Raw genomic sequence first — 25,543 nt, 5'->3', positions numbered from 1 at the left:
TTTACGTTGTGTTGGAATCAGCCCATATTCTCGGCAGCAGTCAAAACCGCTTTCTTGATTCGGGTGTAAGAAGCACATCTACAAATGTTTCCGTGCATGGCATTTTTAACTTCCTCCTCCGTTGGATTTGGGTTGTTTTCCAAAAAGGCTGTAGCGGTCATAATCTGACCTGCTTGACAATAGCCACATTGTGGTACATCCACTTCCTTCCAGGCTTGCTGTACAGGATGCGATCCATCTTCGGATAGTCCTTCGATAGTTGTAATGGACTTTCCGTCCACTTGGGCAAGGGTCAAAGAACAACTTCGCATGGCGGTTCCATCTACATGTACTGTACAAGCACCGCACTGCCCTATTCCACAACCATATTTTGTGCCCACTAGATCGAGATGATCCCTGAGCACCCACAATACTGGAGTGTCCTCGGCTACATCCACTGTTTTGGACTCCCCGTTTACTTTAATTTGATACGTTGGCATAGTTTAATTGTATTGATTGATATTAGAAAGATTCAGTTGAAGTTACCAAAAATTGACTGGACTGGTTTTTTTTTAACAGGAGCGCACTTTTTTTAACTTTTCTTTAATGGTTATGAGCAATTTGAAAATAATTTTCAAGCTATTTGTGCGTTAAGCAATCAGAACCTCAAACTTTTGAAAATGAAAATTCCTTTCAAGATTTTTCCTGTTTACCTTTTTGTTTTGTTGATCTCATCTTGCGGAAATGCAGATGACGACGTCAGTTTTGACATCAACCATCAAGAATTGGGGCTTGGCCAGGAGCCTGACAACTGCTTGGGTTTTGAAGACAACGAACTATTGTTGTCCATCCAGGATCAATTTACCACCTTACCTGGTAAGGTCTCTATATTATTTAGGGTATCCGATGTGCTTGGAAATCCCATTTCGGGATTGGAAGCCAATCAGTTTACCATCTATGAACAAGGGCGGAACGATGATTGTTTCAACACGATTTCATCTTCGGAGTCCTTGGCGCGGATCTCTCCAAATTCCCAAGTATTCAGCAACAACACCTTATTGATTTTGGATTTGAGCAACAGTGTTCTTGAAAACAGTCTTGAGGAGCTTAAATCGGCATCAACGAGCTTTATAAACAATGTGATGCCAAACCCTGAAACGGAATCTTTTAAAATGGGAATTTATTGGTTTGACGGGGAGGATGAATTGCATTTGCTAAACGATCTAACCTCTTCATCCACGGAGTTGGTGAATGCCATTTCAGGCATTACCACTGATATCAGCAATGACCCTTCTACAGATTTATATGGAGCGGTGATAAAAGCTACTGACAAAGCGGAAGAATTGATTCAAGCCAACAACCAACAAAGTGTAATTGGAGCTGCGTCTGTAGTCATTTTTACGGATGGAACGGATCAGGCGTCTCGCTATACGGAGCAAGCAGCTTTAAAGGCAGTAACTGATGCCGATCGGAACATTTCTTTCTTTACCATTGGTCTTGGTGCTGAAATTGACACGGAAGTTTTAACGGATATTGGACGTACAGCAAGTGTATTTGCAGGAAACAAGGAAGAACTGGAGGCCACTTTCACCCAAATTTCGCAACGAGTATCAGAACAAGCCAATAGTTTTTATTTGTTTGAATATTGCACCCCTAAACGAGATGGAAGTGGAGACAACAACTTGGTGATTCAATTAACACATTCCGGGCTTCAAGGTGCCGTGCAAACCAAGTTCAGCGCCACTGGCTTTACCGGAGGGTGCGAATAGTTTTTTGAACGACATCACACTTACAGATTCTGATTTATCTGTATCTTTCGCTTCACTAAAATTTTGTATCATGATTTCTATCTCTAAAAGATGGGCTGTCCTAAGTTTAGCCCTACTGCTCTCATCACTAACATTCGCCCAAAAAGCAAACCCCTTGGAAGGAAGATGGGATTTGGAAGTGGAGTTCAACGGCAAAACCGTTCCTTCTTGGTTGGAGATAAGAAAGTCTGGGGTGGCTACTTTGATAGGCAGGTATGTGTCCTACAATGGAAGTGCTAGACCCATCGCCAAAGTGGAAGCCAAAGATGACGGATTTTCATTCGTGATTCCCCGTCAATGGGAACCTGAGGGGCAAGACATGAAGATTGAAGGGAAATTGGATGGAAACGCTTTAAGCGGCACTATGACCTATACGGATGGCTCTGTGCATTCATGGAAGGGAGTTAAATCTCCAAAACTACCCCATAACGCCAATCCTGAATGGGATGAACCCATAGCGTTGTTTAATGGTGAAAACTTGGATGGATGGCATACTGATGGTGAAAACCAATGGGTAATCAAAAATGGAATTCTTACCAGTCCACAAGCAGGCGCCAATTTGATAAGCAACCAGAAATTCGGCGATTTTAAATTACATGCTGAATTCCGTTTCCCTGAAGGAAGTAACAGTGGAATCTACCTTCGAGGCAGATACGAAGTACAAATTGCCGACAATGCTGGATTGGAGCCCTCCGATATCTATTTTGGAGGAATCTATGGATTTTTGGAACCCAACGAAAATGCGGCCAAACCTGCCAATGAATGGCAGACCTATGATATCACCTTAATTGGAAGACGGGTGACCATTGTGGCCAATGGCAAGACTATTATCAGTGACCAAACAATTCCCGGTATCACTGGTGGAGCCCTGGATAGTCGGGAATGGGAACCCGGGCCAATCATGATACAGGGAGATCATGGCCCGGTTGAATTCCGCAGTTTTAAGGTGACCCCTGTTAAGACTTCAAATTATTAATTCTGAAGTTTTATTTTAATGCCTTAAGCTTAATATTTCTCCACTTAACTTTAATGCCCCCTCCGTCATGGATTTGAAGGGCAATGGCTCCTTCGCCTTGTCCAATTTTTTCGTCGGAAAGGTGAACCATTTCCACTCCGTTGAGCCAGGAAGTAATGCTTGGGCCTTTGGCAACTATTTTTAAGGTATTCCATTCCCCCATTTTCAAGGCCTTTTCCTTTTCTGCATCCGGCTTGATCAACCAACCACGACCATAGGATTCATAAATACCTCCTGTATGCTTGTTTGGTGGCGCTACTTCTACCTGCCAACCAGAAACCTTGGTTCCTTCAAACGTAGAACGAATAAAAACACCGCTGTTACCATCACTTTCTTGCTTGAACTCCAGGGTAAGCTCAAAATTCTTATAGTTTTTCTCCGTACTCAGATACCCATATTCAGCTTTTGGCCCACTTTCGCATACCAACAATCCATTTTCAACATACCATTTTTCGGATCCATGATTGACCCATCCATCGAGGTTTTCCCCATTGAAAAGGTCAATGGTTTGCTGCTGGGAATTTCCAATAAAGCAGGCAAACAGTAGGGCAAATAACAAAGTGTAATTTCTCATGATTTTGAATTCAGTTTATAGCATTGAAGGCTTGAAGGTAGGAATTTAGGCAAGCAATACGCTTTTGAGGGTAGGGTTTTTAGACCAACAGTTGTTCTAATTATACAGACAACAACTAATTGCATCCCAATAACTAAGAAGAAGTTTAACTCAAACAAAATGTCATGGATGTAGTAAAAGAAATAATCAGAAATAGCGCTATTGGCCCATTTTCCAAAAGATTTCAGGGAATGGTGCTCTCCTTGTTCGCTTCCATTGTTTGTACCCTGTTCATCATGCTTGTACTGCTATTGAGATACGGATCGGAAACCAATATCCAGTTTGGATACTAACGATACATTAAACCGTTTCCAAAATTCTGATGCTCCAAATCTTGGGATAAATCCAGCAGGAATCCATTGATCACGGCATGTGTGATGACACCTTCCTTTTCCAAGAAGAACGTCGGGTTTTGTCCCACCGCCAATTTAAAACTGGGTAATTGATATCCCAATTGGATTTGGTTGATAGGGTCACTTGTAAACTCATTGGAACTTATTTTTTTGGACGACAGGTATCCTATCCCCTGCTTTAAAGTGCCCAAGATGCCCCCAAGATTTTTTGTTTCACCCTGAAAAACATTGGGTGGTACTATGGTATACCCTGATGCATCAAAAGTTTCGTACCCATAATAGGTGGACAGATCCCCTTGATCTACAATCATGCTTTTGTAATAAAAGTCTTGATGTCCTTCCAAGTCCACTTCCCTGCGATGAATACCTAAATCCAAAATATAATCGTTGCCCAGAAGTTTGTAGGTCACATTTTCCAGCTTTAAGTCAAACAGTTTACGGTCATTTCTTGGAATCTTTTCGTAATCTTCAATGGGGATGTCCAAATAACTTTCCTTGGCTATAGTGTACAAAGCAGATAAAATGGAAACATAATTTAGTTTTCGGATTTCCTGTTTTTCCACATCATTCCGATAACCTCCCGATTCAATCAAAATTAAGCTGGTGCCCCATTTAGCAATATTGTCCCCAAATGCCCGTGGCTCAAAATCGTCACTATAACGCCCAACTTGCCCTGGAGCATAATTTTGGATGATGTTGTTCATATACACAATGACCTTCATGGCATTGGAACGAACGTCATTGATATCCTTTTCATAATTATAAGCTGTGGCCAAATAGGAAATGGTAGCAGGCTTATCCGTAAGCTCTGCATTATAATAGGTACTTTGATCATGCAAATTGAAGCCAAATTTGGCATCCAAGCTATCCCTGATCCGTTTTAAGGTTCGTCCTTCGGGAGATTGCAAACGCAATGCATCCCTATTGATATCGATTCCCAACGCATTGCGTCTTTGGTACACCTCCGCTCCATCCGGATTAAGCATGGGCAGAAAGTGAAGTTTCAATTTCGATAAAATCTCTTGCTTTTCATCTTTAAAATCAGGAGCATCCAGAAAATTCAGGATATCAAAAATGGACTGGGTGGCCGTGGGCTCATCACCGTGCATTTGGGACCATAAAAAGATGTTTTGATCCCCGCTTCCAATACTAATTAGGTGCAAATCCCGCCCTTCAATGGACTCCCCTACTTTTTGAACCTTAAATTTTGGATTGGCATCAAACCTTTGAATCAGTGGCTGTAACTGATTATACTTAATTCGCCTCTTGTTAAGCGTGGGCTCTTTGTACGTCTCGTAGGTTTCGTAAAGTTTGGAGGTGATAGCTTCTTGGGCCTGGCAATTGATACCTAGAAACCAAATAAACACAACTGCAATTATTCGTGACATATTATTGTTTTGTTGGAACCGGTTTAAAATTTAATCTTTTTGTGCCCTTTCGGACCTTTTCCATGAATTCAGTTCCTGGATCTGTTTTTTCGGTACGATAACCGTCATCAACTTCCAACCATAAGGGATGATTTTCAAAAAGGGTGTATTCATAGTGACCAATGAGGTAATCAATGTTGTATTTACCTGCCAAATACTCAACCAAATAAATATTGGACTTCAACTGTGCCTTGGTCAAAGGAGTTTCTGCCGTACCCCCTACATTTTCCACGCCAATGGCACAATGGTTAAGTCCGATGACATGCCTGGCCATGGTGGTTTCATCCATTAACCTGTAAATGGTTCCATCCCTATCAATCAAAAACTGGGTGGAGACATTCAAACCGCTTACGCCTTTAATATCGGGTCTCCAGTTAGGCAAGGTTGGATTTTCAAATGCCTCAAAAGAGCCCTGTAAAGTTGGGATAGCCGTCCAGTGGAGCACAATCATTTTTGGAACAATTTCCGGGATGTCCTGCTCCAAATTATAGCGCTGTTTCAAATATTCTTTGGTGAGGGCTATCCGCTCCTCATTAAAAACAATCGGTTTATCCTTAATTTCCTTGGTAGCAGAGCAGGCATTTAGTAGCACTGCCAAAATCAATAGTCCAATTTTTTTACCCATTTGGTTGAATTTTAATTTTGATTGGATGAATCTGCACTAATGGCGTAGCATATGTTCAGGCGTTGTTTTCCCCATTCCCTTGCTTTTCCAATGTCGTTTCCCATGTAAATATCAATCCTGTTCTTCCACCTTCGGTGCATTTTATCTTTTACATAAAATGTGTCCGGAAAAGTATCTATCAACACCATAGTGTTGTGTTTTAATCCGATTTTAAGCAAATCCCTTGAAACCGCAATGCACTTCATACCCGGTTTTAAGGTGTCTCCCCAAGCTGCAATATTGGGATTGCCTTCGGTTTGCCAGGAAACGGAATTATACGCTGAAACAACCACTTCATGACCATACCATAGATAGCTATCGACGACCGCTTCCTCCTTTACGGGTTGGGCACATCCATAGCATCCAACGACCACTAAAATACCTAATATGTATTGGAACTTATTCAATCAATTTGTTTTCTAGAACAAGCAGGTCAACGTTATCTTCCTCCCACAGCTTGGACAATGTTTCCGGAACCGGGGTGAAAACATAGGTAAAGCTGCTCAAAACAATATCCTCATCTCCATCTTGATCCGCATCCAAGGCATCCATCAAGAACCAGCGACCTACGTTTGGTTCTTCAAGGGTTTTAGTGGAAAAATCAAAAGTAGCTGCATCCAGGTTATCCAGATAAACAAAAGACAGTTCCGGCGCATTTTCATAATCCGGGAAGCTGCTGATCAACCCAAAATCCAAATCCCCGTCCCGATCAAAGTCCCTGGCCAACACCCTGGTAGCGCCATATAAAGGATAAAAATAGGCTTCAGAAAATGAGTTTGCCCCATCATTTAGGTGGATTCGCATACCGTGATAGGGCTTGTGAACATAGGACTTGTCCGCATTGTCTCCATTAACGGTGATAATATCGTCATAGCCGTCCTTATTGTAGTCAACCAGCTCAAACCAACTGCTTCCATATACTGGACTGAACTCAAGTACCTTTTCTGCCCTAAACTTCAGATTTTCCGTTTGATACAGTATGGTAATACTCTCGTTTCCCTGGGAAGTAAGGGTTATTAGGTCCAATTTTCCATCCTTATCCATATCTTGGCAGAGGGTGCGGATACAACCTGGTTGGTTGAGCAAGGTCCGTTTTTTGTATTTGCCCGATTCCTCTTGAATTAAGATGGACAGCTGTCCAGTTTCATCACCAAATTCACTGACCACTATCTCAACTTTGCCATCACCGTCCAAATCTTCCATTAGGGTATGCACAGGTCTATGCAACACATGATTGATGGGTTTTACCTCTCCATTTTTTTTGGAAATGAGCTTGCCATGTTCCTGCTCAGAGGGGTCAAGTATCCCCACTTCAGTAATGATTGCCAGGGAATCGCTCTGGTTATACCAGGTTATGGGCGTACTTCCATTAAATAAAGTGTCAATATTTTGACTTTGAAAGTCATACGCATTTAAGTGCCCTTGGATATCTCCATAAAAAATCTGATTTCCATTCCCAGAAGCCTGCAAATAAGAAATCAATGCCCCATTTTGTTCATCTAGGGCAAGCGTTCTTGGTTCGAACGAATCCAGAAATTCAGAAGTTGGAATTTTAGTGGGTTCCAGCTCTTCGGGTGCCATTTCAACAATATATTTTTCCAATGAAATCCAATCCGCCAATTTGATTTTTGGCCGGAATCCTGACTGCACTTGGTTGGGACCTCGATGCATCTCTTCAATTTCCATTCTCGCAAGCATATCAGGGAGGACGCCGTTTTTCCAAATGGCTTTGGGCAGATGCTCAATTTTGGGCAATATATGGCAACTGGCGCAATACTGTTGGTACAACACCTCCTCTCTTTTGGGTTTTTCAGGGGCGCAGGAATGAAAAACAAAACAAGCTAAAAACAAAATTAGTGTGAACTGAAGCGCTATTCGAATTCTGGTCATTTACTATGCTTGATTTGCAATTTAGAACCCGTGTTTGGGTAAGGGTACATAGGTATTATCATTGGACATCATGGGAAAGGTTCTATTGGCCCAAGCTGTTCTTGCGGCATTGATTTTCTCCTTACTGGAGGAAACAAAATTCCAGTAGATATGTCTTTCTTCAGGAAAAGCTTGCCCACCAAACAACAACAAATGTGAATTGGGAGCTACGACAATATTACAGGTATCTTCTACCTTACTCACCAGAATGTTTCCTTTCCCAATCTGTTCTCCGCAGGCTTTGATGCTACCCTTATCAATGCAAATTCCTATTTCTCCCTTAAGCTTTCCATTTACATTCAATTCAAATGCTTCTTTGGTCTTTATTTCCACCATAAACAAAGGGGAATAGGTCGGCACTGGAGACTTTCTATTGTAACCCTCTCCAGCAACCAAAGTAAATTCCGCGGAACCCTCTGTCCATTTGGGAAGTTCGTTATTGGGAATATGGTGAAAAGCAGGATCCATATCCTCTAAATGTTGGGGCAAAGCCACCCAAATCTGATATCCTTGGGCCAAAAAAGTCTTTCCATTTCTAAGATGCGAAGGAGTACGTTCGGTGTGCGATACCCCACTCCCTGCAGTCATCCAATTTACCGAACCTGGTTGGATCAGCTGTTCTGTACCCATACTATCCCTATGCATGACTTCCCCATCAAAAAGATAGGTCAAGGTAGAAAGCCCAATATGTGGATGCTGGTCCACGTCCATATATTTGGTTGGTCCAAGCGTTGTGGCCCCCATATGATCAATAAAAATAAAGGGACCAATCATTCTTTTCTTGCGGAACGGGATTAATCTTCCCACCAAAAAGTCGCCAATATCCCGACTTCTTTCTTCTATGATCATCCCAAGGTTGGACATGTAGTAAATGTTTATATTTAGTTCCAGAAATTTACGATAAATCTTAATCATGAAACTACTTAAGCGCATTTTGATACTGCTACTCCTAGTGATTGGTGTAGTTGTGTACCTTAATTATCCCAAATTGAACATTATCTCTGGTTATGCATCCAAGAATATGGCATCCAGTGTGTTTGTGGCCGAAAGGTCTGCTGCCTCCATTACTCAAAACGACAACAATGTACCCCTGATCAAACTGGCCAATACGGAGGTGGACGCACAGGAAAAATCTGCCAGTTCTTCGGTATATGGGCTAATGGAGCGCAAATCGGTGTTCAGGGAAGGCTTGGGCACCGTTTTGGTAAATGATGACTATGACCCGAACGCCTCCAACTTCAAACCCACCAGAACGCAACCACAGGATACCATTCCTTATCCTTATGGGCACGCAGCTCCGTTAGATTCAGTTTTTGCTGAAATTAACCAAGACCAGCTCAACCAGGCAATTGCCATGGCCTTTGGTAATCCCGAGGTTCAAAAGACAAGAACGTTGCTGATTCTCTACAAAGGGCATTTGATTGCCGAAAAGTATGTGGAGGGTTTTACCGAGGACACCCCTATTTTGGGATGGTCTATGACCAAGAGCGTGCTGGCTACTTGCTACGGAGTTTTGGAGCATCAGGGGAGGTTAGAAATGAGTTGGCCCGCTCCCATTACCGAATGGGAAAAGGACGACCGCAAAGAAATTACCTTGAACCATCTGATGAGGATGCAAAGTGGATTGGAATGGGATGAGGACTACTCCAAAATTTCTGATGTAACCAAAATGTTGTTCTTGGAAAGCGACATGACCTTGTCCCAAAGAGAAAAACCTTTGGTCGCTACGCCTACGGAGGTTTGGAATTATTCTTCAGGGACTTCCAACCTGCTCTCCGGGATTTTGCGCCAACAATTTAGAAGCCATCAAGAATACCTGGATTTTCCCTACGAAGCCTTTATAGACAAAATTGGGATGCATTCCATGGTCTTGGAAGCTGATATTGCCGGGAACTACGTCGGTTCTTCCTATTCCTGGGCCAATACCAGGGACTGGGGTCGGTTTGGCCAATTGTATTTGGACAGGGGGCATTGGAATGGGGAACAAATTTTTGATGAAGGATGGGTGGATTACATCACCAAACCCACTGTACATTCCGAAGATCAGTATGGAGCGCATTTTTGGTTGAATGCCGGAGGCAAGTATCCAGATGTACCCAAGGACTTATTTTCTTGTAACGGATATCAAGGACAATATGTATTTATGATTCCATCCAAAGACCTTGTTGTTGTTCGCACTGGCCTGGCAGAAGAGCCAGAGTTTGATGTTAATGGTTTTCTTTCCGCTGTCGTAAAAAGCGTGCAGTAAATCGAGGAAATATGCTAAAAAGACAGGCTAACCACAACAAAAGGGCACTTCACAACAATAATTTCCTTTACGGGAACACTGGTGGTACATTTACCATGTAATAATTACGTAAGTAAATTTTTTCATTTTCATATAGTGTTCTCGTAAAAGAGTCTTGACCCAAGTGGCAAGGCTCTTTTTAGTTTTATACACTACCTCCCTACACAACAGAATTTGCCTTACTCATAAGTTTTGCAAGCAGAACCATTGGATCTTTAAGGAAGTACCGAATGGGCGTATGGTTCCAGATGTGTCTAAATGCCAAAACGGTCAACGGCTTTTTCCTCATTTTGAACTTAAATCCCCGAAGATTATAGTAATTCATTTCGCTATACTGCTTTTCTCCAAGGTCATTGCCCAATGCCGACTGAATCGCGAGGTTTGGAAAATTGACACCAGCGCGCAAAGACGCCAATAAAGTTGACCAATAGCGCCCATTGACCTCAATGACCAAGATTCTGTCGTTTGAAGTGTCGTATCTCAAGTCTATTTGGGCAACCCCATTCCAATCCAATGATTTCATTAAACCTGAAACCACTGATAAAACTTCTGGGTCATGCATTATTTGTATCCCATTGGGCGGTGCAAAATTGCGCTTGTCCCCCAGAATATCTTTTTGAATGGTATGCGCTATTATTTCGCCCTCCTTGCATAGCACCCCACAGCCAATGTCATATCCAGCTATGTACTCCTGAAACAAAAATCCCCCACTATCATTGGTTTCTTCTTTACATAGCTTTTGCAACGCTTCCTTTTCCTTTAAAAGCACAATCCCCTTCCCCATCCCGGTTTCTGTTACCTCATGTGGCTTAAACAAGAGTGGAAAACGCAAATTTTCATGATCAGGTAATTTACAATCTGAGGTTACATAGGAAAGAGGTGCAGGTATATTATTGTCCTCCAAATGCTTGGCAAAGGCAATTTTATTGGTGACCGTACTTATGGAGTTTGCCAGGGGTAAATCAACAATTTTTACATTCTTGGGCAAATGCTGTCCATTCGAAGATAAGAAATGAATTAAACCTTCCTGAATGGGAAGAATGATATCAATTCCCAGCTTTTCACAAAGGTCAATTATTTTTTGCCATAGCTCTTCCTTCGTTGTTTCTGATGGACATATGGTTACGCTCTTGATGAAACGGGAATGCTTATAAAACTGTTTTTTTTCATGTACAATAACATGGATTTCAATACCCTTGGATTGAGCTAGGCAATACAAGATTCTATCAAAGACCCCTGCTTCGGCATCAGGAATTAAAACCGTTGTCTTTTTCTTCATAAAGATTTTTGGGTAGTAGGTCTAAGGAATCCAATTATTCTTACCAAAATTGGGCTTTCGTTTTTCCAAAAACGCGTTTCTACCCTCTTTGGCCTCTTCTGTCATATAGGCCAAACGAGTGGCTTCCCCGGCAAATACTTGCTGACCAACCATGCCGTCATCCGTTAGGTTCATGGCAAATTTGAGCATTTTAATGGACGTTGGGGACTTGGCCAAAACCTCCTGGGCCCACACATAGGCAGTGGATTCCAATTCGTCATGCGGAACAACTGCATTTACCATTCCCATTTCATAAGCTTCCTGTGCAGAGTAGTTTCTACCTAAAAAGAATATCTCCCTGGCCTTTTTCTGACCTACCATTTTGGCCAAATAAGCGGAACCATAGCCTCCGTCAAAACTGGTCACATCAGCATCGGTTTGTTTGAAAATGGCATGTTCCTTACTGGCCAAGCTCATATCACAGACCACATGAAGGCTGTGTCCCCCGCCAACGGCCCAACCAGGTACCACTGCGATTACCACCTTGGGCATAAAACGGATAAGCCGTTGTACTTCCAAAATGTTTAATCTGTGATAACCATCTTCTCCCACATATCCTTGGTGCCCTCGTGCCTTTTGATCTCCACCGCTGCAAAATGCCCATTTTCCATCCTTGGTTGAAGGCCCTTCCGCAGAAAGCAACACAACGCCAATGGAGGTATCTTCTTGAGCGTCATAAAATGCTTGGTACAGCTCACTTGTAGTCTTGGGTCTAAAGGCATTTCTAACATTGGGGCGGTTAAAGGCGATACGGGCCACGCCATCGCACTTTTTATAGGTTATATCTTCAAATTCAATGGCAGTCTGCCAATCAGGTGTATTCGTCATTCAATAAAGATTTGTCCAAAGATAAATAGATTGAGCATATTGATAGTGCTCGTCGCATTTCATCGAGATCTTATGCTTCTTTAAAATATGAGTTGATAGAATCCGTTGCTATAGGTAAAGGAACACTTATGAACACCCCAAAATCTTATTTCGCGTTTACCCTTTTCTTAATGCTTTCCATTCTTGTTATTTCCTGCAGTACCGAGGAAGTGATACCAGATACCGAATCAGAAAATGAAATGACGGACACCACTGGTGAGGACAATGAAAATACGGACGACCCAGATGATTCGGATAATCCAGAAGAACCTGAGGCTCCATCTACCCTGACCTTGGAAGATGGATTTACCATTGATGAAGCCTACCAATTCACCAATTTGATTCTTTCCGAAAGTGAATACAATAAATTTCTGGTGGATGAAGGTGATATGCGGATGGTGACCAACAAGGTCTATGAATATTTCAATGATGATTTTGATTTTATCATTGTCCTCAATGTAGAGGACTCACAGCCCAGTAATCTGTACTATGGACTGTCAACACCTGCGCAAAGCGATATTGAGGGCCTAGGTAGGAACATTTGGGATAACACTGCTGCCTTTGGGTCTTCGGGAAAATTAAAGACCGTTATCCATATGCCACGTGCGGAGTATATCAGAAATGGCCCATTCTTGCATGAAATTCAACATTATTGGACCAACCACGGCATCATCCCTACTACTGCAGGAGGGCATTGGGGATACTCCAATGTGGGAGGCCAATTGGGAGGTTTTGAAGAAATTGAGGACTTGGGCAGTGGCAGATATCGCGGAAGTGTGGGAGGCGAAGTAGGCTTTGGCACAGTGGCCAACGGTGGAAATTCCGTACCCTATGCCAATTTGGAACTATATGCCATGGGGCTCATTGGTCCTGACGAATTGGAGTCCGTTATAGTAGCCGAAAATCCAGCTTCAACTGGGGAATTTGGGGTTTTTACTGCAGATGCCCTAACCACCTATACGGCCGCCAACATCATAGCTGAACATGGAGATCGTGTACCTTCCTACGGTAGTGCCCAAACCGAGTTTAGAGCGCTTGTGGTTGTACTGTCCACTGGAGCAGTGCCACAAGACACCTGGGATACCTTGAATTCCAATTTGGAGAATTTTGCCAAGCAAGGGGAACCGGATTCTTCATGGGGGAACCTTTATAATTTTTGGACCGCCACTGGAGGTAGGGCTTCCTTTAGTTTTGAGATAGTTGGTGGGAATGTGAAATAATTAGGATTAAAACACTTTTAGATTGTTTTTGGTTTTTGGATTGGTGTAAAATTTCTGACCTTAGTACACCGTGAAAGCTATTGTTCAAACTTCTTATGGTCACCCAGAAAGAGTACTCCAACTACAGGAAGTGCAGACCCCGCTACCCAAAGCAAATGAGGTTCAAATCAACGTAAAAACCACCACTATCAATGATTATGATTGGGCCGTGACCACGGGCAAACCTTATTTGTATCGTTTGATGTTTGGCCTCCTCAAACCCAAAAAGAGCATTCCGGGAATGGAATTGGCGGGTGTGGTTTCCAAAGTTGGAGAGCAAGTAAAAGACTTTAAGATTGGGGACAAGGTCTTTGGGGATATTTCCGAACATAATTTTGGGAGTTTTGCTGAATACATCTGCCTTTCTCCTGATGCAATCAGGAAAATGCCAATCAATATGGATTTTGGGCAAGCTTCTGCCCTCCCCCATGCCTCCTTGTTGGCCTTACAGGCCTTTGACAAGGTAAAGCTAAAGGAAGGACAGAAAGTCTTGATCAATGGCGGTGGCGGTGGGGTTGGCACCCTTGGACTTCAATTGGCCAAACTTAAAAACTGCGAAGTTACGGGGGTAGATTCCAACGATAAATCGGAAACTATGAGACAACTAGGGTTTGATCATGTCCTGGATTACCATAAAGAAAACTTTACCAAAACAGGAAGCCGCTACGATGTTATTCTAGACTGTAAAACACATCAGTCTGCATTCGCCTATGGAAGGGCGCTGAACCCCAGCGGGAAATACATTTCCATTGGTGGTAAATTAAGCCGTTTAATACTACTATTGATTTTTGGAGGGATTTTATCCAAAATGGGTCAAAGAAAATATAAGATATTGGCCCTTAAAGCCAATTTGGGATTGGAACGCATTGGAGAACTATATGTTCAAAACAAACTAAAACCAACCATTGATGGCCCCTATTCCCTGGAGGAGGTCCCAAGGTTGGTCCAATATTTTGGCGAGGGAAAACATAAGGGGAAAATTGTAATCGATTTAAATGATTCCCGACCATCTTGATACATTGTTGTCATAATTGAATTCAATGACTGAATTGACCATTACTACATACGAAGAACAGGATTATACAGCTTGGAAGGATATGGCCCTGAAGCTCTTTAAAGATTATCCAGCAGAAGAGATTGAAAGAGGATTGAAATCCATCCTTAAAAAATCGAATCAGCAAACTTTTATGGCGAAGGATGCTGGCACTGCCGTAGGCTTTGTGAGCACCTCCATACGTGTAGACTATGTTGAGGGTTCCACCACTTCTCCTGTGGGTTATGTGGACATGGTTTATGTAAAGGAAGGATATAGAAAGCATGGTTTGGCCAGACAACTCTTTGAACAGGCCGAAGCTTGGGTCAGAACTAAAGGTTGCACTGAAATGGGCTCCGATACATGGCTATGGAACACAGATGCCCAGCAATTTCATGAGAAAATCGGATTCCGTAAGGAAGAAGTGCTCGTGCATTATATCAAAACCATCAAGGAATAGGTATTTCTGTTTTTTTCTTTTTCCATTTCATGCCAAACAGTACACGTGTTAACAAGGTATTTCTAATGATATAGTGGTACAACACCCAGATGGTCCCCAAGCAAATCACGATCAACAGCAATAATTTGATTACTATGGGCAGTTCCCATTGCAGTATATAATACCCGCTGGCAACAATCACGGCTTGATGCATGATATAAAACGGATAGACCGCAGTGTTCAAATAGCTCAAATACTTGTTTTCGAAATTCAGGTATTTCATGGTATAACCAATGGAAGCCAAAATTATGTTCCAGATATGAAAACCATTCATCAACCCAAATGCATAAATCTGTTCTTGCTCTTGAGGTTTATTGTACTCCCAGTTCCAAAAATATTTCCACATTAGAACTAGTGCCAATACCAAGGCGATTCGCGCAAAAAACTTACGGTACTTTAGGCAGGTCTGCCAGAAGGTTTCCAAATTCCCCAAGACATAACCAAACAGGTAAAAGGTGATGGATGAAACAAACACATACCAATCGTTAATGAGACTACCCTGCTCTGGCCAATCTATATACAACAGAAAAAAATACTGAACAAAAGGCAGCGCTAGTGCCAAATGCGCAATAGGGCTTCTAAAAAGTGCATTGAAAAAAGGTTTCAGGCGATCGAACCATTTCACCTTGGACATGGAAAAGATAGGAAGCAATAGTATAGTAAAGACAAACAGATAGGCCACAAACCACATATGACTCCAGGTAAAAGCCCCATCTGGATAGGGAACTATATCATAGACGGTGGGGTAGAAAATCGAAAAACCCTCCTGAATCCGCCCCTTTTGCAACCACTCAAAATAAACTTGAAAAGGAGTGATAAAAAAAATGGCAAAGGCCAAAGGAATGAACAATCGAACAAAACGTTCTCCGATAAAAGCAGGAATTGACCTCTTCCTTAAAGAGAACCGCACGCCCACCCCAGCTATAAAAAACAACAAAGGCAAACGCCATTGATGCAACCACCAAATAACGCGGGTAATCCATGGGGAAGTCTCTTTGTTATTGATTTCCCAGGTATAATGTTCCACAAAGGGTACGGCACAATGAAAAAGGATCAGTGTACCAAATGCCATGACCCGTAGCCAGTCTATGTAGTGCAGTCTTTTGACCATGTTGATTGGAATTGGTTCTATCTTGAAGACTGAAAAATCCGAGCTAAGGTTGCCTGAAGACATTAATATGGGGATAGATATAGGCTTCCAATAAATTCAATTAGATTTGAATATGGGAAAACTCAAAGTCACCACCCACCCTGATTTTGAAAACAGAATCCAGGATTATCCTTCGGAGATAAAGGAAAAAATGCAAGGGTTAAGAACCCTGGTAGTGGAAGCCGCCAGCGAGGTGGAAGGGATAACCCATTTGGAAGAAACCTTGAAGTGGGGCGAACCCAGTTTTGTAACCAAGCAAGGTAGTACCCTTCGAATGGATTGGAAACCCAAGACCCCAAATCAATATGCGCTTTACTTTCAATGCACCAGCAAATTGGTACATACCTTCAGATTGGTTTTTGCCAATGACTTCGCATTTGAGGGGAATCGGGCTATTTTGTTGCCCATTGATGCCGCGCTACCTACCGAAGAATTAAAGGCTTGCATACAGGCTACACTTAACTATCATAAAGTAAAGCATTTACCAACTCTAGGCCTTTAATCCCCCAACTTAACTGGCTAAATATTAGTGTTTTGTCTGCAAAATTTAGTATCTTAGTAAGCAATCCCTTACAGTTCCCCTAGTTTATAAATGTTTGGTTCGAAAACCAGGCTTGTCGCTTCTTCAGAGCACTAAAAAGGATGTCATGAGAACGTTATTAAATGGCATGGGAACCCACAGGGTACTTTCATTATTGTTGGTGTCCCTAACCCTCTTTTGTCTGTCTTGCAAACCCGAGAAGAAAGCATCTGCTGATTCAACAGAGATGGGAAAGGTGGTAGAGGTCATTACGGAGAACATGGACTTTCAAATGGCTGATACCATAAGCTCAGGTTGGAACACTTTTCGGTACAAAAATCTATCCACCGAGACGCATTTTATCCTTGTGGACAAATACCCTCCAGGTAAAACTTCCGAGGACGCTGAAAATGTTATAGGCCCCATATTTGATGCTGGGATGAAGCTCATCAACGAAGGCAAAACAGATGAAGCCATGGAAGTCTTTGGCCAACTGCCGGAGTGGTTCAGCGAAGTACAATTTCTTGGGGGCACGGGATTACTGTCCCCTGGTGAAACTGCAGAGACTACGCTATATCTAGAGCCTGGCAATTACATTTTGGAATGCTATGTAAAAATGGGCAACGGCATTTTCCACACGTCCATGGGCATGACCAAGGATTTGGTGGTCTCCGAGCAAAAATCGGGAAACCAGGAACTAAAGGCCAATATCAACTTGAGTGTCTCCAGTGCCACCGGTATTTTTACCAAGGATTCCATTGTGGGCGGGCTCCAAACCTTTTCGGTACATTTTGTGGATCAGATTGTACATGAAAATTTTGTGGGTCATGACATTAATCTGGTTAAGCTTGGTGAAGATGCCGACATGGAAGAGCTGGAAAACTGGATGAACTGGGCCACTCCTACCGGGCTCATGGAGCCAGCGCCCAAGGGGCTAACTTTTCTGGGCGGGGTAAATGATATGCCCGCGGGACGCACGGGCTATTTTACCGTTCAGTTAGATCCAGGCAGCTACGTACTTATTTCCGAAGTTCCCAATCCCACCTCCAAGGGTTTGTTGCGAACTTTTTCCATCAAGTGAAGGAAATCTTAGCACAAAACAAGCAAGAATTATTCTGGTTGTAGGTTTTGCTTTCTTCAAAATATGGACTAATATCACGCCCATGAAAATGAAGTTACTTCTCTTGGTATTCTTGGCAGGTTTCATTTGCTCTTGTTCCCAAAAAGAAAACATCCCCACCCCACCCAACATTGTATTGATCAATATTGACGATATGGGATGGAAGGATGTGGGTTTTATGGGCTCGGCATATTACGAGACTCCCAATCTGGATGCTTTGGCCCAACAGGGCATGGTTTTTACCAATGGGTATGCAGCTGCAGCTAACTGTGCACCCAGCCGCGCCTGTTTAATGACGGGGCAATGGACTCCCAGACATGGTGTTTATACGGTAGCCAGTTCAGAAAGGGGAAACACCAAGCATAGAAAACTTATTCCGACCAAAAACACGACTACCTTAGCGAACAATCACACCGTTTTTCCACAGATTTTGCAACAAAACGGGTATACCACCTGCCATGCAGGCAAATGGCACTTAAGTGATGACCCAATGGATTTTGGTTTCGACAAAAATATTGGTGGTGGGCACAATGGGCATCCCAGCAGTTATTATCCGCCCTACAAAAATGTTAAAATTGAAGCTGGGAAAAGTGAGCATCTAACGGACTTGGTCATGGAACAAACGGTAGCGTTTGTGGATTCAGTAGGTGGACCTTTCTTTTTATACTATTCCCCATATGCGGTTCATACACCTATCCAGCCAATAACAGCATTATTGGAAAAGTATCAAAACAAATCTGGAACGCAGGGACAAGACAATGCAGCCTATGCCACCATGGTGGAAAACTTGGATAGGAACATAGGATTACTCATTTCAAAGCTTAAGGAAAAGGGTCATTTTGAAAATACGCTTATAGTTTTTACCTCAGATAATGGAGGATTGTATGGAATTACCCAACAAAAACCATTACGCGCAGGTAAAGGGAGTTACTATGAAGGAGGTATCCGGGAACCTTTCTTTTTTGTTTGGAATGATAAGATTCAACCCAGTACTAAAAATGATGTGCCCATCACTAATTTGGACCTGTTCCCTACTCTTCTGGAGGCTGCAGGTATCAATTTCCAGGAGGAATCCCTTGACGGAACCAATCTATTGCCCATTTTAAACGGTTCCGAAAGGCAAGTGGTAAGGGAGTTGTACTGGCACTTCCCCATTTATTTACAGGCGTATGATGTGGACAATAATGAGAATCGGGATCCTCTGTTTCGAACACGTCCAGGTTCGGTGGTCCGCGATGGGAATTGGAAGCTGCATTACTACTTTGAAAACAAGGAAATGGAACTCTACAACCTAAAAGAGGATATTGGAGAACAGCATAATCTTGTATTGGAGAACCCTGAAAAAGCCGAAGAACTTCTGGAGCAACTTAAACTATGGTGGGCAAACACCGAAGCACCAATTCCTTCAACCTTAAATCCCGATTATGAAGAATAGTACACTCTTTTCTTGTTGGATTCTGATATTGGTGACACTATTGAGTTCTTGTGAAACCCAAAAAACCAATCCCAACAGGGAAACCATTGAAGAATTCTACCATGTGTTCAACAAGCGCCAAGATTTTGAACGTTTTTTGAACTTTTATGATGACACTGCGGTTTTGGAAGATATCATTAATGGCGACCGAATTGAGGGCAAAAAGGCTCTAAGGGATTTCTTTGATTGGACCAATCCAGACTTTGAACTCTTGGAAGAAAATAGTTTGGTGGTTAAGGAGATAACGGCGGATGACAACAGAGTTGCCATTAGTGGTTACTTTACCCCATTTAAATGGGGCGATACAGAATTTGAAGCCATGCATTTTACCACGCTGCTTACCTTAAACGCGTCAGGTAAAATCATAAAGCAGGTGGATTGGATCAATTATCCATCAAATCTGGTCAATTACAATACCCGTAAAAATTCCAATACGTGGTTAAAGTAGAACTTTATCCCTACTTCTTGTTTTTCTCCTCTATCCACTTCCCCATATACTTGGTAGCGGCCAAGCCTTGCTGTTGAAGTATTCTACCTATGAGGTTGTCGCTACGGCGCTGTTTCAGGTGCTCCTGTACCTCTTCTAAATCCTTCTTTAGCGAACTTTGAATTTTGGATTTTGGAAATTGATTTTTGAGGATTTCCAATCCTTGGTTTTGAGCATCTTGCCATTTAGATGTGTCTGTATATAGCTCAATGGCCGATTGGGCAAAACTTTTCCAATCTGTACAAATGGCCCCAGCCCACGGAAAATCCCCATGCATCCCCTCCGCTCCTATAGGTGTGGTGATGGAAGGCGTGCCATTTAACATGGCATCTACCAATTTTCCTTTAATGCCTGCTCCAAATTGAATGGGCGCCAAGAGCACCCGAGAACTCTGGAGTACTGCATTTAAATCTTCTACCCAACCCTTCACAACAAAACCTTCTTTGGGATTATGCATTTCCAATACCTGCTGTGGCAAATAGGCACCATAAATACAAAGTTTAGCTTTAGGCAAACGCTGTCGGATAATATGCCAAATGGTTTTTTTCAAAGTCCCTATAGCTTCCACATTGGGAGGGTGTTTTCCGTTGCCCACACATACAAAATCCCTTCTCTGGTCAAAGTTCGGCCAACAAGCCAGTTGTTCCTCCCTGGGCGCATTCAACATAAAAGGGAGATACTTTAAGAGACTTTCAGGTACATTGGCCTCGTGGGTCAATAGTTGCATTTCAAAGGAGGAAATCATCAGCGTGAGGTCAGAGCGATAAATGCTTGACACCTCTCTTAAAGTTATGGGATGGTTTTTCCAGTGCCCCTCCTTTAATTCCTCCCCTTTTTTAAAGCATTCTTCGCGGGATTTACGTAATGAGTGAAGGTCTTCGGTGTTCAGAATCCTTACCGATTCAGGAGCGAACTCTGCCACCCGCCATCCAAATTGTTCCTCGGTCATGAAGCGGTCAAAAACCACAAAGTTGGGTTGTAAATCCTGGATAAAATCATCAAAACTGGCATGGTTCAGTTGTAATGCGACCTGTTTCACTCCCATTTTTTCCAAATCCAAGCTATGTTCTGTCCTAGCAGCTACACAGCCAAAAGTCACATCATATCCAAACTCCAAAAACGCGTTGATCAATTGCATCATTCGCTTCCCAGCCGCCGTTGTGGAAGGCTCTGGCCATACATGTCCTATGATGAGGATTTTGTTCACTTCGTTCAGTAACAATGATCAATTAACAATTGGCAATGTACAATAAGCAAAGTTTAAAATTGAAAATGAGTTTCACTGCTCGCAGTGGGATGAACAATTATCCATTAGCAATGTACAGTCAACAATTATCCGAGCTACAGCAATCTAAAAATCCAAGAATCCAACCGTCCATCTGTCTACATAAGTGCCGCAAATTTCTTGGAAATGCTGGAACGGAGTTTTCGTTCATAATCTTCTTCCAACCACTCTTTGTAGTTCTTGGTGTTGTTCATGATGCAGTATGAATATTGTCGTACCCTATAGGCAATTTCCTCCTTAAGCTCCTTGGCCAAGATTCGGGCATCAAAGACGTCCTCACTGTTTTCCACGCAGATATTGGCATGCTGCTCAATGCTCATTTCCAATACTTCCTTGGATTTTTTCCCTTGGGCAAAGACCTTTTTGTATTCTTCCTTAATGTTGAAGGTGATATTCTCGGATTTACTGAATTTGGCCTTTAGCTCCTCAGGCATTTCATATACAAATTCCCGTTCAATGTCCTCATCATTCTTGATGTTCTCCAGATAGAAATCAGGAAAGTGGAAAATTTCCTGCCAATCCACAGGAGCATCCCATGGCCCGAAGCGGGCAATATTGTTCCCCAAATCAATCACAGAAAACTCCTCTTTATTTTCCAAGATTCGCGACCCCCTACCGATCATTTGAAAATACAAGGTCAATGATCGGGTTGCCCTGTTCAGGATGATGGATTGCACCGAAGGTTCATCAAAGCCAGTGGTCAAGATACTTACCGAAGTTAAAATGGCTTCCGGGGTATTGGCAAACCAATCCAAGATTTCGCGCCTTTCGTTGGCTGTATTCTTGTTATCGAGATGTCGGATGTTGTACCCCGCCTTTTTAAAGGTTTCGTACACATAAAGAGAGGTGCTGATACCGTTATTAAAAATCAGGGTCTTGGTTCCTTTGGCCACATCCTCGTAAGCTGTCAGCAACTTGCCAAGCATGCTATGGTTGCCATAAAACTCATCGGAGGATTTTACGGTATAGTCCCCGTTGATACCCAGCTTTAGTGTACGAAGGCTAACATCGTAATTATAGAGATTGGCCTTGGCCAAAAACCTCTTTTCTATCAAGGATTTTATGGACTCCCCAATGATCAGATGTTTGTAGTTGTCCTTCATGGGAAGTTTGATATTGGAACTTAAAGGCGTGGCCGTTACCCCCAGAATAGTGGACTCTTCAAAATACTTAAAAAGCTTTCTGAAGGAGTTGTAGTGCGCCTCGTCTATAATAACCAAACCAATATTGTTCAGCTTTACCTTCTCTTCCTGAAGTCGATTGTTGAGCGTTTCCACCATGGCCACAAAGCACATGTACTCATCTTGATCATAGAGCTCCTTTACTTCGCTGTTGATAATTTTATTGGCCACGCCAAAACCGTGCAGCATTTTGGAAGTCTGTCCGCTCAACTCGATTCTATGGGTGAGTACAATGACCTTTTTACCTGTTTCTTGGGTGTATTTTCGGGTAATTTCGGAAAAGACTACGGTCTTCCCACCTCCCGTAGGTAATTGATACAGGATATTGGTGCCTTGAGGCAGCTCATTGATGTGTTTGAAAATCTTTTTTAGATCTTCTTGTTGGTAATCGTATAAGTTTTTTTTGCTAACGGCTTTTTCTATCTCCAACGGAAAATATGGATTAAAGGTTCCAAAATATCAAACCTTACAAAATTAGCGGTTTTTTACACTCGAGTTGAACAATGTTGTCGCATTTCTTTTAAAATACTATCAACAATTGCCTAGACCGCTGATAATGAACTACTTTCCTGTTTGCTAATAACATTTTAATAACAATAACATTTGGCACTTGGAAAATTGTGTTATAAAGTGTATTATGAATGCTTAAATTCACTTCAATCCTAAACACACCAATGAGGCAGTTAAAAATCATAAAACAAGTAACCAATCGTGAATCAAAATCCCTTGATAAATATCTACAGGACATCAGTAAGATTGAACTGATTACTGCCCAAGAAGAAGTGGAGTTGGCGCAAAGGATTCGTGAGGGTGATCAAGCTGCCTTGGAGAAGTTGACCAATGCCAATCTCCGGTTTGTGGTTTCTGTTGCCAAACAATATCAAAATCAGGGGTTGACCCTGCCCGATTTGATCAATGAAGGGAATTTGGGATTGGTGAAGGCTGCACAACGGTTTGATGAGACCCGTGGATTCAAGTTTATCTCTTATGCCGTATGGTGGATCCGGCAGTCCATTCTTCAGGCCCTGGCCGAACAATCCCGTGTGGTAAGACTTCCATTGAACAAGATTGGATCTATCAACAAAATAAAAAAGACATTTTCTTATTTGGAACAAGCGCATGAAAGACCACCTTCTGCTGAAGAAATTGCCAAGGAACTGGACATGACCGTGTCTGAGGTGAAACAATCCTTGAAGAATACCGGGAGGCATGTGTCCATGGATGCTCCCTTGAAAGAAGGGGAAACTTCAAGCCTTTACGACGTTCTAAATTCATCCGAATCTCCAAAACCGGACAAGGATTTAATGCACCAGTCCCTCTACACTGAAATCAATAGGGCGCTTGAGACTTTATCCCCACGCGAAGCGGATGTTGTTCGGCTGTACTACGGTATTGGAGATCAGCAGTCCATGACCTTGGAGGAAATAGGCAGTACATTTGATTTGACCAGGGAGCGCGTGCGTCAAATCAGGGAAAAGGCCATTCGGAAATTAAGACACACTTCCAAGAGCAAGATTTTGAAGTCTTATCTTGGTTGAGAACCAATGCTAGACCTAAAACGAAAAAGGGCTGCCGTATGGCAACCCTTTTTTAATGCTTTATACCCCAGGTCCAACTTATGGACGGCTTAATTGACTGATATTAAAATCTGTCAGCATTTGATTTAAATCTTGGATAAAACTCAAATAAGCGGTGTTTTCCTGGTTTTGATTTTTCATGAACTAAGGTTTTGGGGTGTTTGTTCTATAAATAATCCAACTCTGCGAGTTCGTTTAAGCTCAGTATTTCATTTAATTCTTGAAGAAATGCCAAATATTCTTCACCGTAGGTATCGTATAACATAATTATTAAGTGGTTTTTTGTTTGGGGTTATACTTATAACGTGAACTTAAGACAAAGATTATGAAAGGGCAATAATTTGTGGTAAAACAAGTGAATTTAGTGGTGAAGCCTGTTAATGGGATTTCTGGATTATTGGATTATTGGACCTAAGTGGAAGGAAATCAGTGAGAAAACAAGAGTAATGGGACTTAACTAGGGTAATCCATATTCCAAACTACTCGGAATCAAGGATATCCAAAGGAACACCAAAGTCCATATCAAGGTCTGGATCCACGTCAGAGGGCTCTATATTGAACTCATCATAGATAAAGCACAAGTCCATGGGCAAACGCGTTTTTTCTGATGGATCGGCAATGCCCAATTTTTCCAGGAGCGCACACCTAATTTCAAAAGCTTTGCTACTGATCTTATGATTTTCGTGGGTTTCCAGTTCTTCCAGTAAGGCCAAATCCTTTTTATCCCCTATCTCCAGCATTTGGTCAATGAGCATCAGCTTACAGTCCACATCCGTGGCATGTTCCAATAAAGGAAAGAAGACACTTTGGTGATATTCCGGAAGGTTTTTGACCATGTTGGTGTTTACATATTTCTGAGCACATCAATTTCAAAATCGACCAACTCTTCAACTTTTGGGTACTCTACCAAGAACTGTTGGTATAGGAAATTTAAGTATTTTATATCATTATCTGTCTTGCAAACCGTACTCATTTGTTCGGTAATCTCCAGTAAACTAACAGTTTTCATCATTTTAAGACAGGCCTGAATCTTTTGACAGGCGAAATCCACACCTCGGAAATTTTCAGTTTGAAGATGTACTTTGATCTTACCAATAAACTCCAGGACATTCTGCTTATAAATTCGAACAAGCTCCTCCAAAAGCTCCATTTGGCCCATGCATTCCTCCAAGACCGGTTTTAGATTGACCTTTGACGTGGTCATAAAGGATTCGAGGTTTTTCTCAATCAGTTGTTGATTATCCTTCACTGAGATATTGGATTGATCCAACTCATCAGTTTTTAAACGTTCTCCAACTTTTTGCAATGCCCTTACTATCTCTCTTTGCCGTTGGTCCAAATTGGTCTTGTCCAAAAGTGCTAGCAAGGTCAACAACTGAGTTACTGAATTGGCTTTAGTGAAGCCTTCGTCATTAAGTGAAGAAGACGAAGGTTGGATCCCCACTTGCTCGTAGATTACGTCCAACTGTTTCATTTCTGGAATGCCAAAGACTTTGTCTTCCAGTCCTGTTCTAAAAATATCGAAAGAGCGCTTGAGTTTTCCAGCCTCTTCTGTTCCCAGTTCCTCGTAAGAGAAGCTGCTTAATCCAATTTCCAACTTTTCCAAATACGTCAATAACTCCCTAGTTCCCAAACTATGCTAATTAATGGTTCTTATTAGCATGAATATGTTTATTCCTCTGGGGAGGGGCAACTAAA

Annotated in this window: 26 protein-coding genes; 12 read left to right on the top strand and 14 right to left on the bottom strand. The window is 42.2% G+C overall.

Going from position 1 to position 25,543, the window contains the following annotated elements:
* Window positions 1-17: 17 nt before the first annotated feature.
* Window positions 18-479 carry a (2Fe-2S)-binding protein gene (locus ACOOE0_RS14340; protein ID WP_420399588.1) on the bottom strand — a complete coding sequence of 154 codons (462 nt, stop codon included), beginning with the start codon at window positions 477-479 and terminating at the stop codon, window positions 18-20.
* Between the two features lie 180 nt (window positions 480-659).
* Between ACOOE0_RS14340 and ACOOE0_RS14335 the strand changes: the two genes are divergently transcribed.
* Window positions 660-1,748, top strand: a complete 1,089-nt coding sequence (locus ACOOE0_RS14335; protein WP_420399587.1) for a vWA domain-containing protein — start codon at window positions 660-662, stop codon at window positions 1,746-1,748.
* 70 nt (window positions 1,749-1,818) lie between these two features.
* A complete protein-coding gene (locus ACOOE0_RS14330; RefSeq protein WP_420399586.1) occupies window positions 1,819-2,763 on the top strand; it encodes a 3-keto-disaccharide hydrolase in 945 nt (314 codons plus the stop codon).
* A 10-nt stretch (window positions 2,764-2,773) separates the two neighbouring features.
* Here ACOOE0_RS14330 and ACOOE0_RS14325 read toward each other — a convergent pair whose 3' ends face one another.
* The gene (locus ACOOE0_RS14325; RefSeq protein WP_420399585.1) at window positions 2,774-3,376 is read right to left on the bottom strand and encodes a 3-keto-disaccharide hydrolase; all 603 of its coding nucleotides are present in this window, start codon (window positions 3,374-3,376) and stop codon (window positions 2,774-2,776) included.
* A gap of 164 nt (window positions 3,377-3,540) precedes the next feature.
* On the opposite strand from ACOOE0_RS14325, the gene ACOOE0_RS14320 reads away from it, so the two are divergent.
* Window positions 3,541-3,708 carry a hypothetical protein gene (locus ACOOE0_RS14320; protein ID WP_161991901.1) on the top strand — a complete coding sequence of 56 codons (168 nt, stop codon included), beginning with the start codon at window positions 3,541-3,543 and terminating at the stop codon, window positions 3,706-3,708.
* Here the strand turns inward: ACOOE0_RS14320 and ACOOE0_RS14315 are convergent.
* Genes ACOOE0_RS14315 through ACOOE0_RS14295 form a run of 5 tightly spaced genes read right to left on the bottom strand, consistent with a single transcriptional unit; the run spans window position 3,705 to window position 8,652 of the window.
* Complete coding sequence (locus tag ACOOE0_RS14315; RefSeq protein ID WP_420399584.1) at window positions 3,705-5,156, bottom strand: M14 family zinc carboxypeptidase; 1,452 nt, start codon at window positions 5,154-5,156, stop codon at window positions 3,705-3,707. The genes ACOOE0_RS14320 and ACOOE0_RS14315 overlap by 4 nt on opposite strands.
* Before the next feature lies 1 nt (window position 5,157).
* Window positions 5,158-5,820 (bottom strand): peptidoglycan recognition family protein, encoded by a 663-nt coding sequence (locus tag ACOOE0_RS14310; RefSeq protein WP_420399583.1) that lies wholly within the window; start codon window positions 5,818-5,820, stop codon window positions 5,158-5,160.
* Window positions 5,821-5,831: 11 nt separating this feature from the next.
* Window positions 5,832-6,266, bottom strand: a complete 435-nt coding sequence (locus ACOOE0_RS14305) for a 3D domain-containing protein (protein ID WP_420399582.1) — start codon at window positions 6,264-6,266, stop codon at window positions 5,832-5,834.
* Window positions 6,259-7,749, bottom strand: coding sequence for an FG-GAP repeat domain-containing protein (locus ACOOE0_RS14300; RefSeq protein ID WP_420399581.1), 1,491 nt, complete (start codon window positions 7,747-7,749; stop codon window positions 6,259-6,261). Before ACOOE0_RS14300 ends, ACOOE0_RS14305 begins: the two co-directional genes overlap by 8 nt.
* Before the next feature lie 21 nt (window positions 7,750-7,770).
* Entirely contained in the window at window positions 7,771-8,652 is an 882-nt protein-coding gene (locus tag ACOOE0_RS14295; RefSeq protein WP_420399580.1) for a pirin family protein, read from the bottom strand.
* Between the two features lie 49 nt (window positions 8,653-8,701).
* Here ACOOE0_RS14295 and ACOOE0_RS14290 point away from each other — a divergent pair, with 49 nt between their 5' ends.
* Window positions 8,702-10,036 carry a serine hydrolase domain-containing protein gene (locus ACOOE0_RS14290; protein WP_420399579.1) on the top strand — a complete coding sequence of 445 codons (1,335 nt, stop codon included), beginning with the start codon at window positions 8,702-8,704 and terminating at the stop codon, window positions 10,034-10,036.
* Window positions 10,037-10,235: 199 nt separating this feature from the next.
* Here the strand turns inward: ACOOE0_RS14290 and ACOOE0_RS14285 are convergent, their stop codons facing one another.
* Window positions 10,236-11,354 (bottom strand): ATP-grasp domain-containing protein, encoded by a 1,119-nt coding sequence (locus ACOOE0_RS14285; protein WP_420399578.1) that lies wholly within the window; start codon window positions 11,352-11,354, stop codon window positions 10,236-10,238.
* Between the two features lie 21 nt (window positions 11,355-11,375).
* A complete protein-coding gene (locus ACOOE0_RS14280; RefSeq protein ID WP_420399577.1) occupies window positions 11,376-12,221 on the bottom strand; it encodes a 1,4-dihydroxy-2-naphthoyl-CoA synthase in 846 nt (281 codons plus the stop codon).
* A gap of 128 nt (window positions 12,222-12,349) precedes the next feature.
* Here ACOOE0_RS14280 and ACOOE0_RS14275 point away from each other — a divergent pair, with 128 nt between their 5' ends.
* The 3 genes from ACOOE0_RS14275 to aac(6') all read left to right on the top strand — a co-directional run bounded on the left by ACOOE0_RS14275 (window position 12,350) and on the right by aac(6') (window position 15,012).
* Window positions 12,350-13,480 carry a hypothetical protein gene (locus ACOOE0_RS14275; RefSeq protein WP_420399576.1) on the top strand — a complete coding sequence of 377 codons (1,131 nt, stop codon included), beginning with the start codon at window positions 12,350-12,352 and terminating at the stop codon, window positions 13,478-13,480.
* 70 nt (window positions 13,481-13,550) lie between these two features.
* Window positions 13,551-14,534: an NAD(P)-dependent alcohol dehydrogenase gene (locus ACOOE0_RS14270; protein ID WP_420399575.1), complete on the top strand. Its 984-nt coding sequence runs from the start codon at window positions 13,551-13,553 to the stop codon at window positions 14,532-14,534.
* A 25-nt stretch (window positions 14,535-14,559) separates the two neighbouring features.
* Complete coding sequence (aac(6'), locus tag ACOOE0_RS14265; RefSeq protein WP_420399574.1) at window positions 14,560-15,012, top strand: aminoglycoside 6'-N-acetyltransferase; 453 nt, start codon at window positions 14,560-14,562, stop codon at window positions 15,010-15,012.
* Here the strand turns inward: aac(6') and ACOOE0_RS14260 are convergent.
* Window positions 15,002-16,225 (bottom strand): acyltransferase family protein, encoded by a 1,224-nt coding sequence (locus ACOOE0_RS14260; RefSeq protein ID WP_420399573.1) that lies wholly within the window; start codon window positions 16,223-16,225, stop codon window positions 15,002-15,004. The two genes, aac(6') and ACOOE0_RS14260, sit on opposite strands and share 11 nt — an antisense overlap.
* Window positions 16,226-16,274: 49 nt before the next feature.
* On the opposite strand from ACOOE0_RS14260, the gene ACOOE0_RS14255 reads away from it, so the two are divergent.
* The 4 genes from ACOOE0_RS14255 to ACOOE0_RS14240 all read left to right on the top strand — a co-directional run bounded on the left by ACOOE0_RS14255 (window position 16,275) and on the right by ACOOE0_RS14240 (window position 19,763).
* Complete coding sequence (locus ACOOE0_RS14255) at window positions 16,275-16,703, top strand: DUF1801 domain-containing protein (protein ID WP_420399572.1); 429 nt, start codon at window positions 16,275-16,277, stop codon at window positions 16,701-16,703.
* A gap of 145 nt (window positions 16,704-16,848) precedes the next feature.
* Entirely contained in the window at window positions 16,849-17,802 is a 954-nt protein-coding gene (locus ACOOE0_RS14250; protein WP_420399571.1) for a hypothetical protein, read from the top strand.
* A gap of 82 nt (window positions 17,803-17,884) precedes the next feature.
* Window positions 17,885-19,276: a sulfatase gene (locus ACOOE0_RS14245; protein WP_420399570.1), complete on the top strand. Its 1,392-nt coding sequence runs from the start codon at window positions 17,885-17,887 to the stop codon at window positions 19,274-19,276.
* Window positions 19,266-19,763 (top strand): nuclear transport factor 2 family protein, encoded by a 498-nt coding sequence (locus tag ACOOE0_RS14240; RefSeq protein ID WP_420399569.1) that lies wholly within the window; start codon window positions 19,266-19,268, stop codon window positions 19,761-19,763. Before ACOOE0_RS14245 ends, ACOOE0_RS14240 begins: the two co-directional genes overlap by 11 nt.
* Window positions 19,764-19,773: 10 nt before the next feature.
* On the opposite strand, the gene ACOOE0_RS14235 is transcribed toward ACOOE0_RS14240, so the two are convergent.
* Window positions 19,774-21,024, bottom strand: coding sequence for a glycosyltransferase (locus ACOOE0_RS14235; RefSeq protein ID WP_420399568.1), 1,251 nt, complete (start codon window positions 21,022-21,024; stop codon window positions 19,774-19,776).
* Window positions 21,025-21,185: 161 nt separating this feature from the next.
* A complete protein-coding gene (locus tag ACOOE0_RS14230) occupies window positions 21,186-22,697 on the bottom strand; it encodes a DEAD/DEAH box helicase (protein WP_420399567.1) in 1,512 nt (503 codons plus the stop codon).
* A 245-nt stretch (window positions 22,698-22,942) separates the two neighbouring features.
* Between ACOOE0_RS14230 and ACOOE0_RS14225 the strand changes: the two genes are divergently transcribed.
* Window positions 22,943-23,806, top strand: a complete 864-nt coding sequence (locus tag ACOOE0_RS14225) for a sigma-70 family RNA polymerase sigma factor (RefSeq protein ID WP_138832867.1) — start codon at window positions 22,943-22,945, stop codon at window positions 23,804-23,806.
* 518 nt (window positions 23,807-24,324) lie between these two features.
* On the opposite strand, the gene ACOOE0_RS14220 is transcribed toward ACOOE0_RS14225, so the two are convergent.
* Both ACOOE0_RS14220 and ACOOE0_RS14215 read right to left on the bottom strand, forming a co-directional pair.
* On the bottom strand, window positions 24,325-24,681 hold the full coding sequence (locus ACOOE0_RS14220) for a hypothetical protein (protein WP_420399566.1): 357 nt from the start codon (window positions 24,679-24,681) through the stop codon (window positions 24,325-24,327).
* 8 nt (window positions 24,682-24,689) lie between these two features.
* Entirely contained in the window at window positions 24,690-25,478 is a 789-nt protein-coding gene (locus ACOOE0_RS14215) for a hypothetical protein (protein ID WP_420399565.1), read from the bottom strand.
* Between the last annotated feature and the right edge of the window lie 65 nt (window positions 25,479-25,543).

The organism is Flagellimonas sp., from assembly GCF_965215805.1.
Lineage (GTDB): Bacteria > Bacteroidota > Bacteroidia > Flavobacteriales > Flavobacteriaceae > Flagellimonas.
Note: the sequence above shows the minus strand (reverse complement) of the source record. Positions and strands in the feature narration are given on the sequence as shown.

Coding starts and splice junctions, on each gene's coding strand:
- ACOOE0_RS14290 (WP_420399579.1), top strand. CDS start 8,702: ATGAAACTACTTAAGCGCATTTTGATACTGCTACTCCTAGTGATTGGT.
- ACOOE0_RS14220 (WP_420399566.1), bottom strand. CDS start 24,681: ATGGTCAAAAACCTTCCGGAATATCACCAAAGTGTCTTCTTTCCTTTA.
- ACOOE0_RS14245 (WP_420399570.1), top strand. CDS start 17,885: ATGAAAATGAAGTTACTTCTCTTGGTATTCTTGGCAGGTTTCATTTGC.
- ACOOE0_RS14275 (WP_420399576.1), top strand. CDS start 12,350: ATGAACACCCCAAAATCTTATTTCGCGTTTACCCTTTTCTTAATGCTT.
- ACOOE0_RS14315 (WP_420399584.1), bottom strand. CDS start 5,156: ATGTCACGAATAATTGCAGTTGTGTTTATTTGGTTTCTAGGTATCAAT.
- ACOOE0_RS14225 (WP_138832867.1), top strand. CDS start 22,943: ATGAGGCAGTTAAAAATCATAAAACAAGTAACCAATCGTGAATCAAAA.
- ACOOE0_RS14250 (WP_420399571.1), top strand. CDS start 16,849: ATGAGAACGTTATTAAATGGCATGGGAACCCACAGGGTACTTTCATTA.
- ACOOE0_RS14310 (WP_420399583.1), bottom strand. CDS start 5,820: ATGGGTAAAAAAATTGGACTATTGATTTTGGCAGTGCTACTAAATGCC.
- ACOOE0_RS14340 (WP_420399588.1), bottom strand. CDS start 479: ATGCCAACGTATCAAATTAAAGTAAACGGGGAGTCCAAAACAGTGGAT.
- ACOOE0_RS14280 (WP_420399577.1), bottom strand. CDS start 12,221: ATGACGAATACACCTGATTGGCAGACTGCCATTGAATTTGAAGATATA.
- ACOOE0_RS14240 (WP_420399569.1), top strand. CDS start 19,266: ATGAAGAATAGTACACTCTTTTCTTGTTGGATTCTGATATTGGTGACA.
- ACOOE0_RS14335 (WP_420399587.1), top strand. CDS start 660: ATGAAAATTCCTTTCAAGATTTTTCCTGTTTACCTTTTTGTTTTGTTG.
- ACOOE0_RS14285 (WP_420399578.1), bottom strand. CDS start 11,354: ATGAAGAAAAAGACAACGGTTTTAATTCCTGATGCCGAAGCAGGGGTC.
- ACOOE0_RS14325 (WP_420399585.1), bottom strand. CDS start 3,376: ATGAGAAATTACACTTTGTTATTTGCCCTACTGTTTGCCTGCTTTATT.
- ACOOE0_RS14300 (WP_420399581.1), bottom strand. CDS start 7,749: ATGACCAGAATTCGAATAGCGCTTCAGTTCACACTAATTTTGTTTTTA.
- ACOOE0_RS14260 (WP_420399573.1), bottom strand. CDS start 16,225: ATGTCTTCAGGCAACCTTAGCTCGGATTTTTCAGTCTTCAAGATAGAA.
- ACOOE0_RS14330 (WP_420399586.1), top strand. CDS start 1,819: ATGATTTCTATCTCTAAAAGATGGGCTGTCCTAAGTTTAGCCCTACTG.
- ACOOE0_RS14320 (WP_161991901.1), top strand. CDS start 3,541: ATGGATGTAGTAAAAGAAATAATCAGAAATAGCGCTATTGGCCCATTT.
- ACOOE0_RS14295 (WP_420399580.1), bottom strand. CDS start 8,652: ATGTCCAACCTTGGGATGATCATAGAAGAAAGAAGTCGGGATATTGGC.
- ACOOE0_RS14255 (WP_420399572.1), top strand. CDS start 16,275: ATGGGAAAACTCAAAGTCACCACCCACCCTGATTTTGAAAACAGAATC.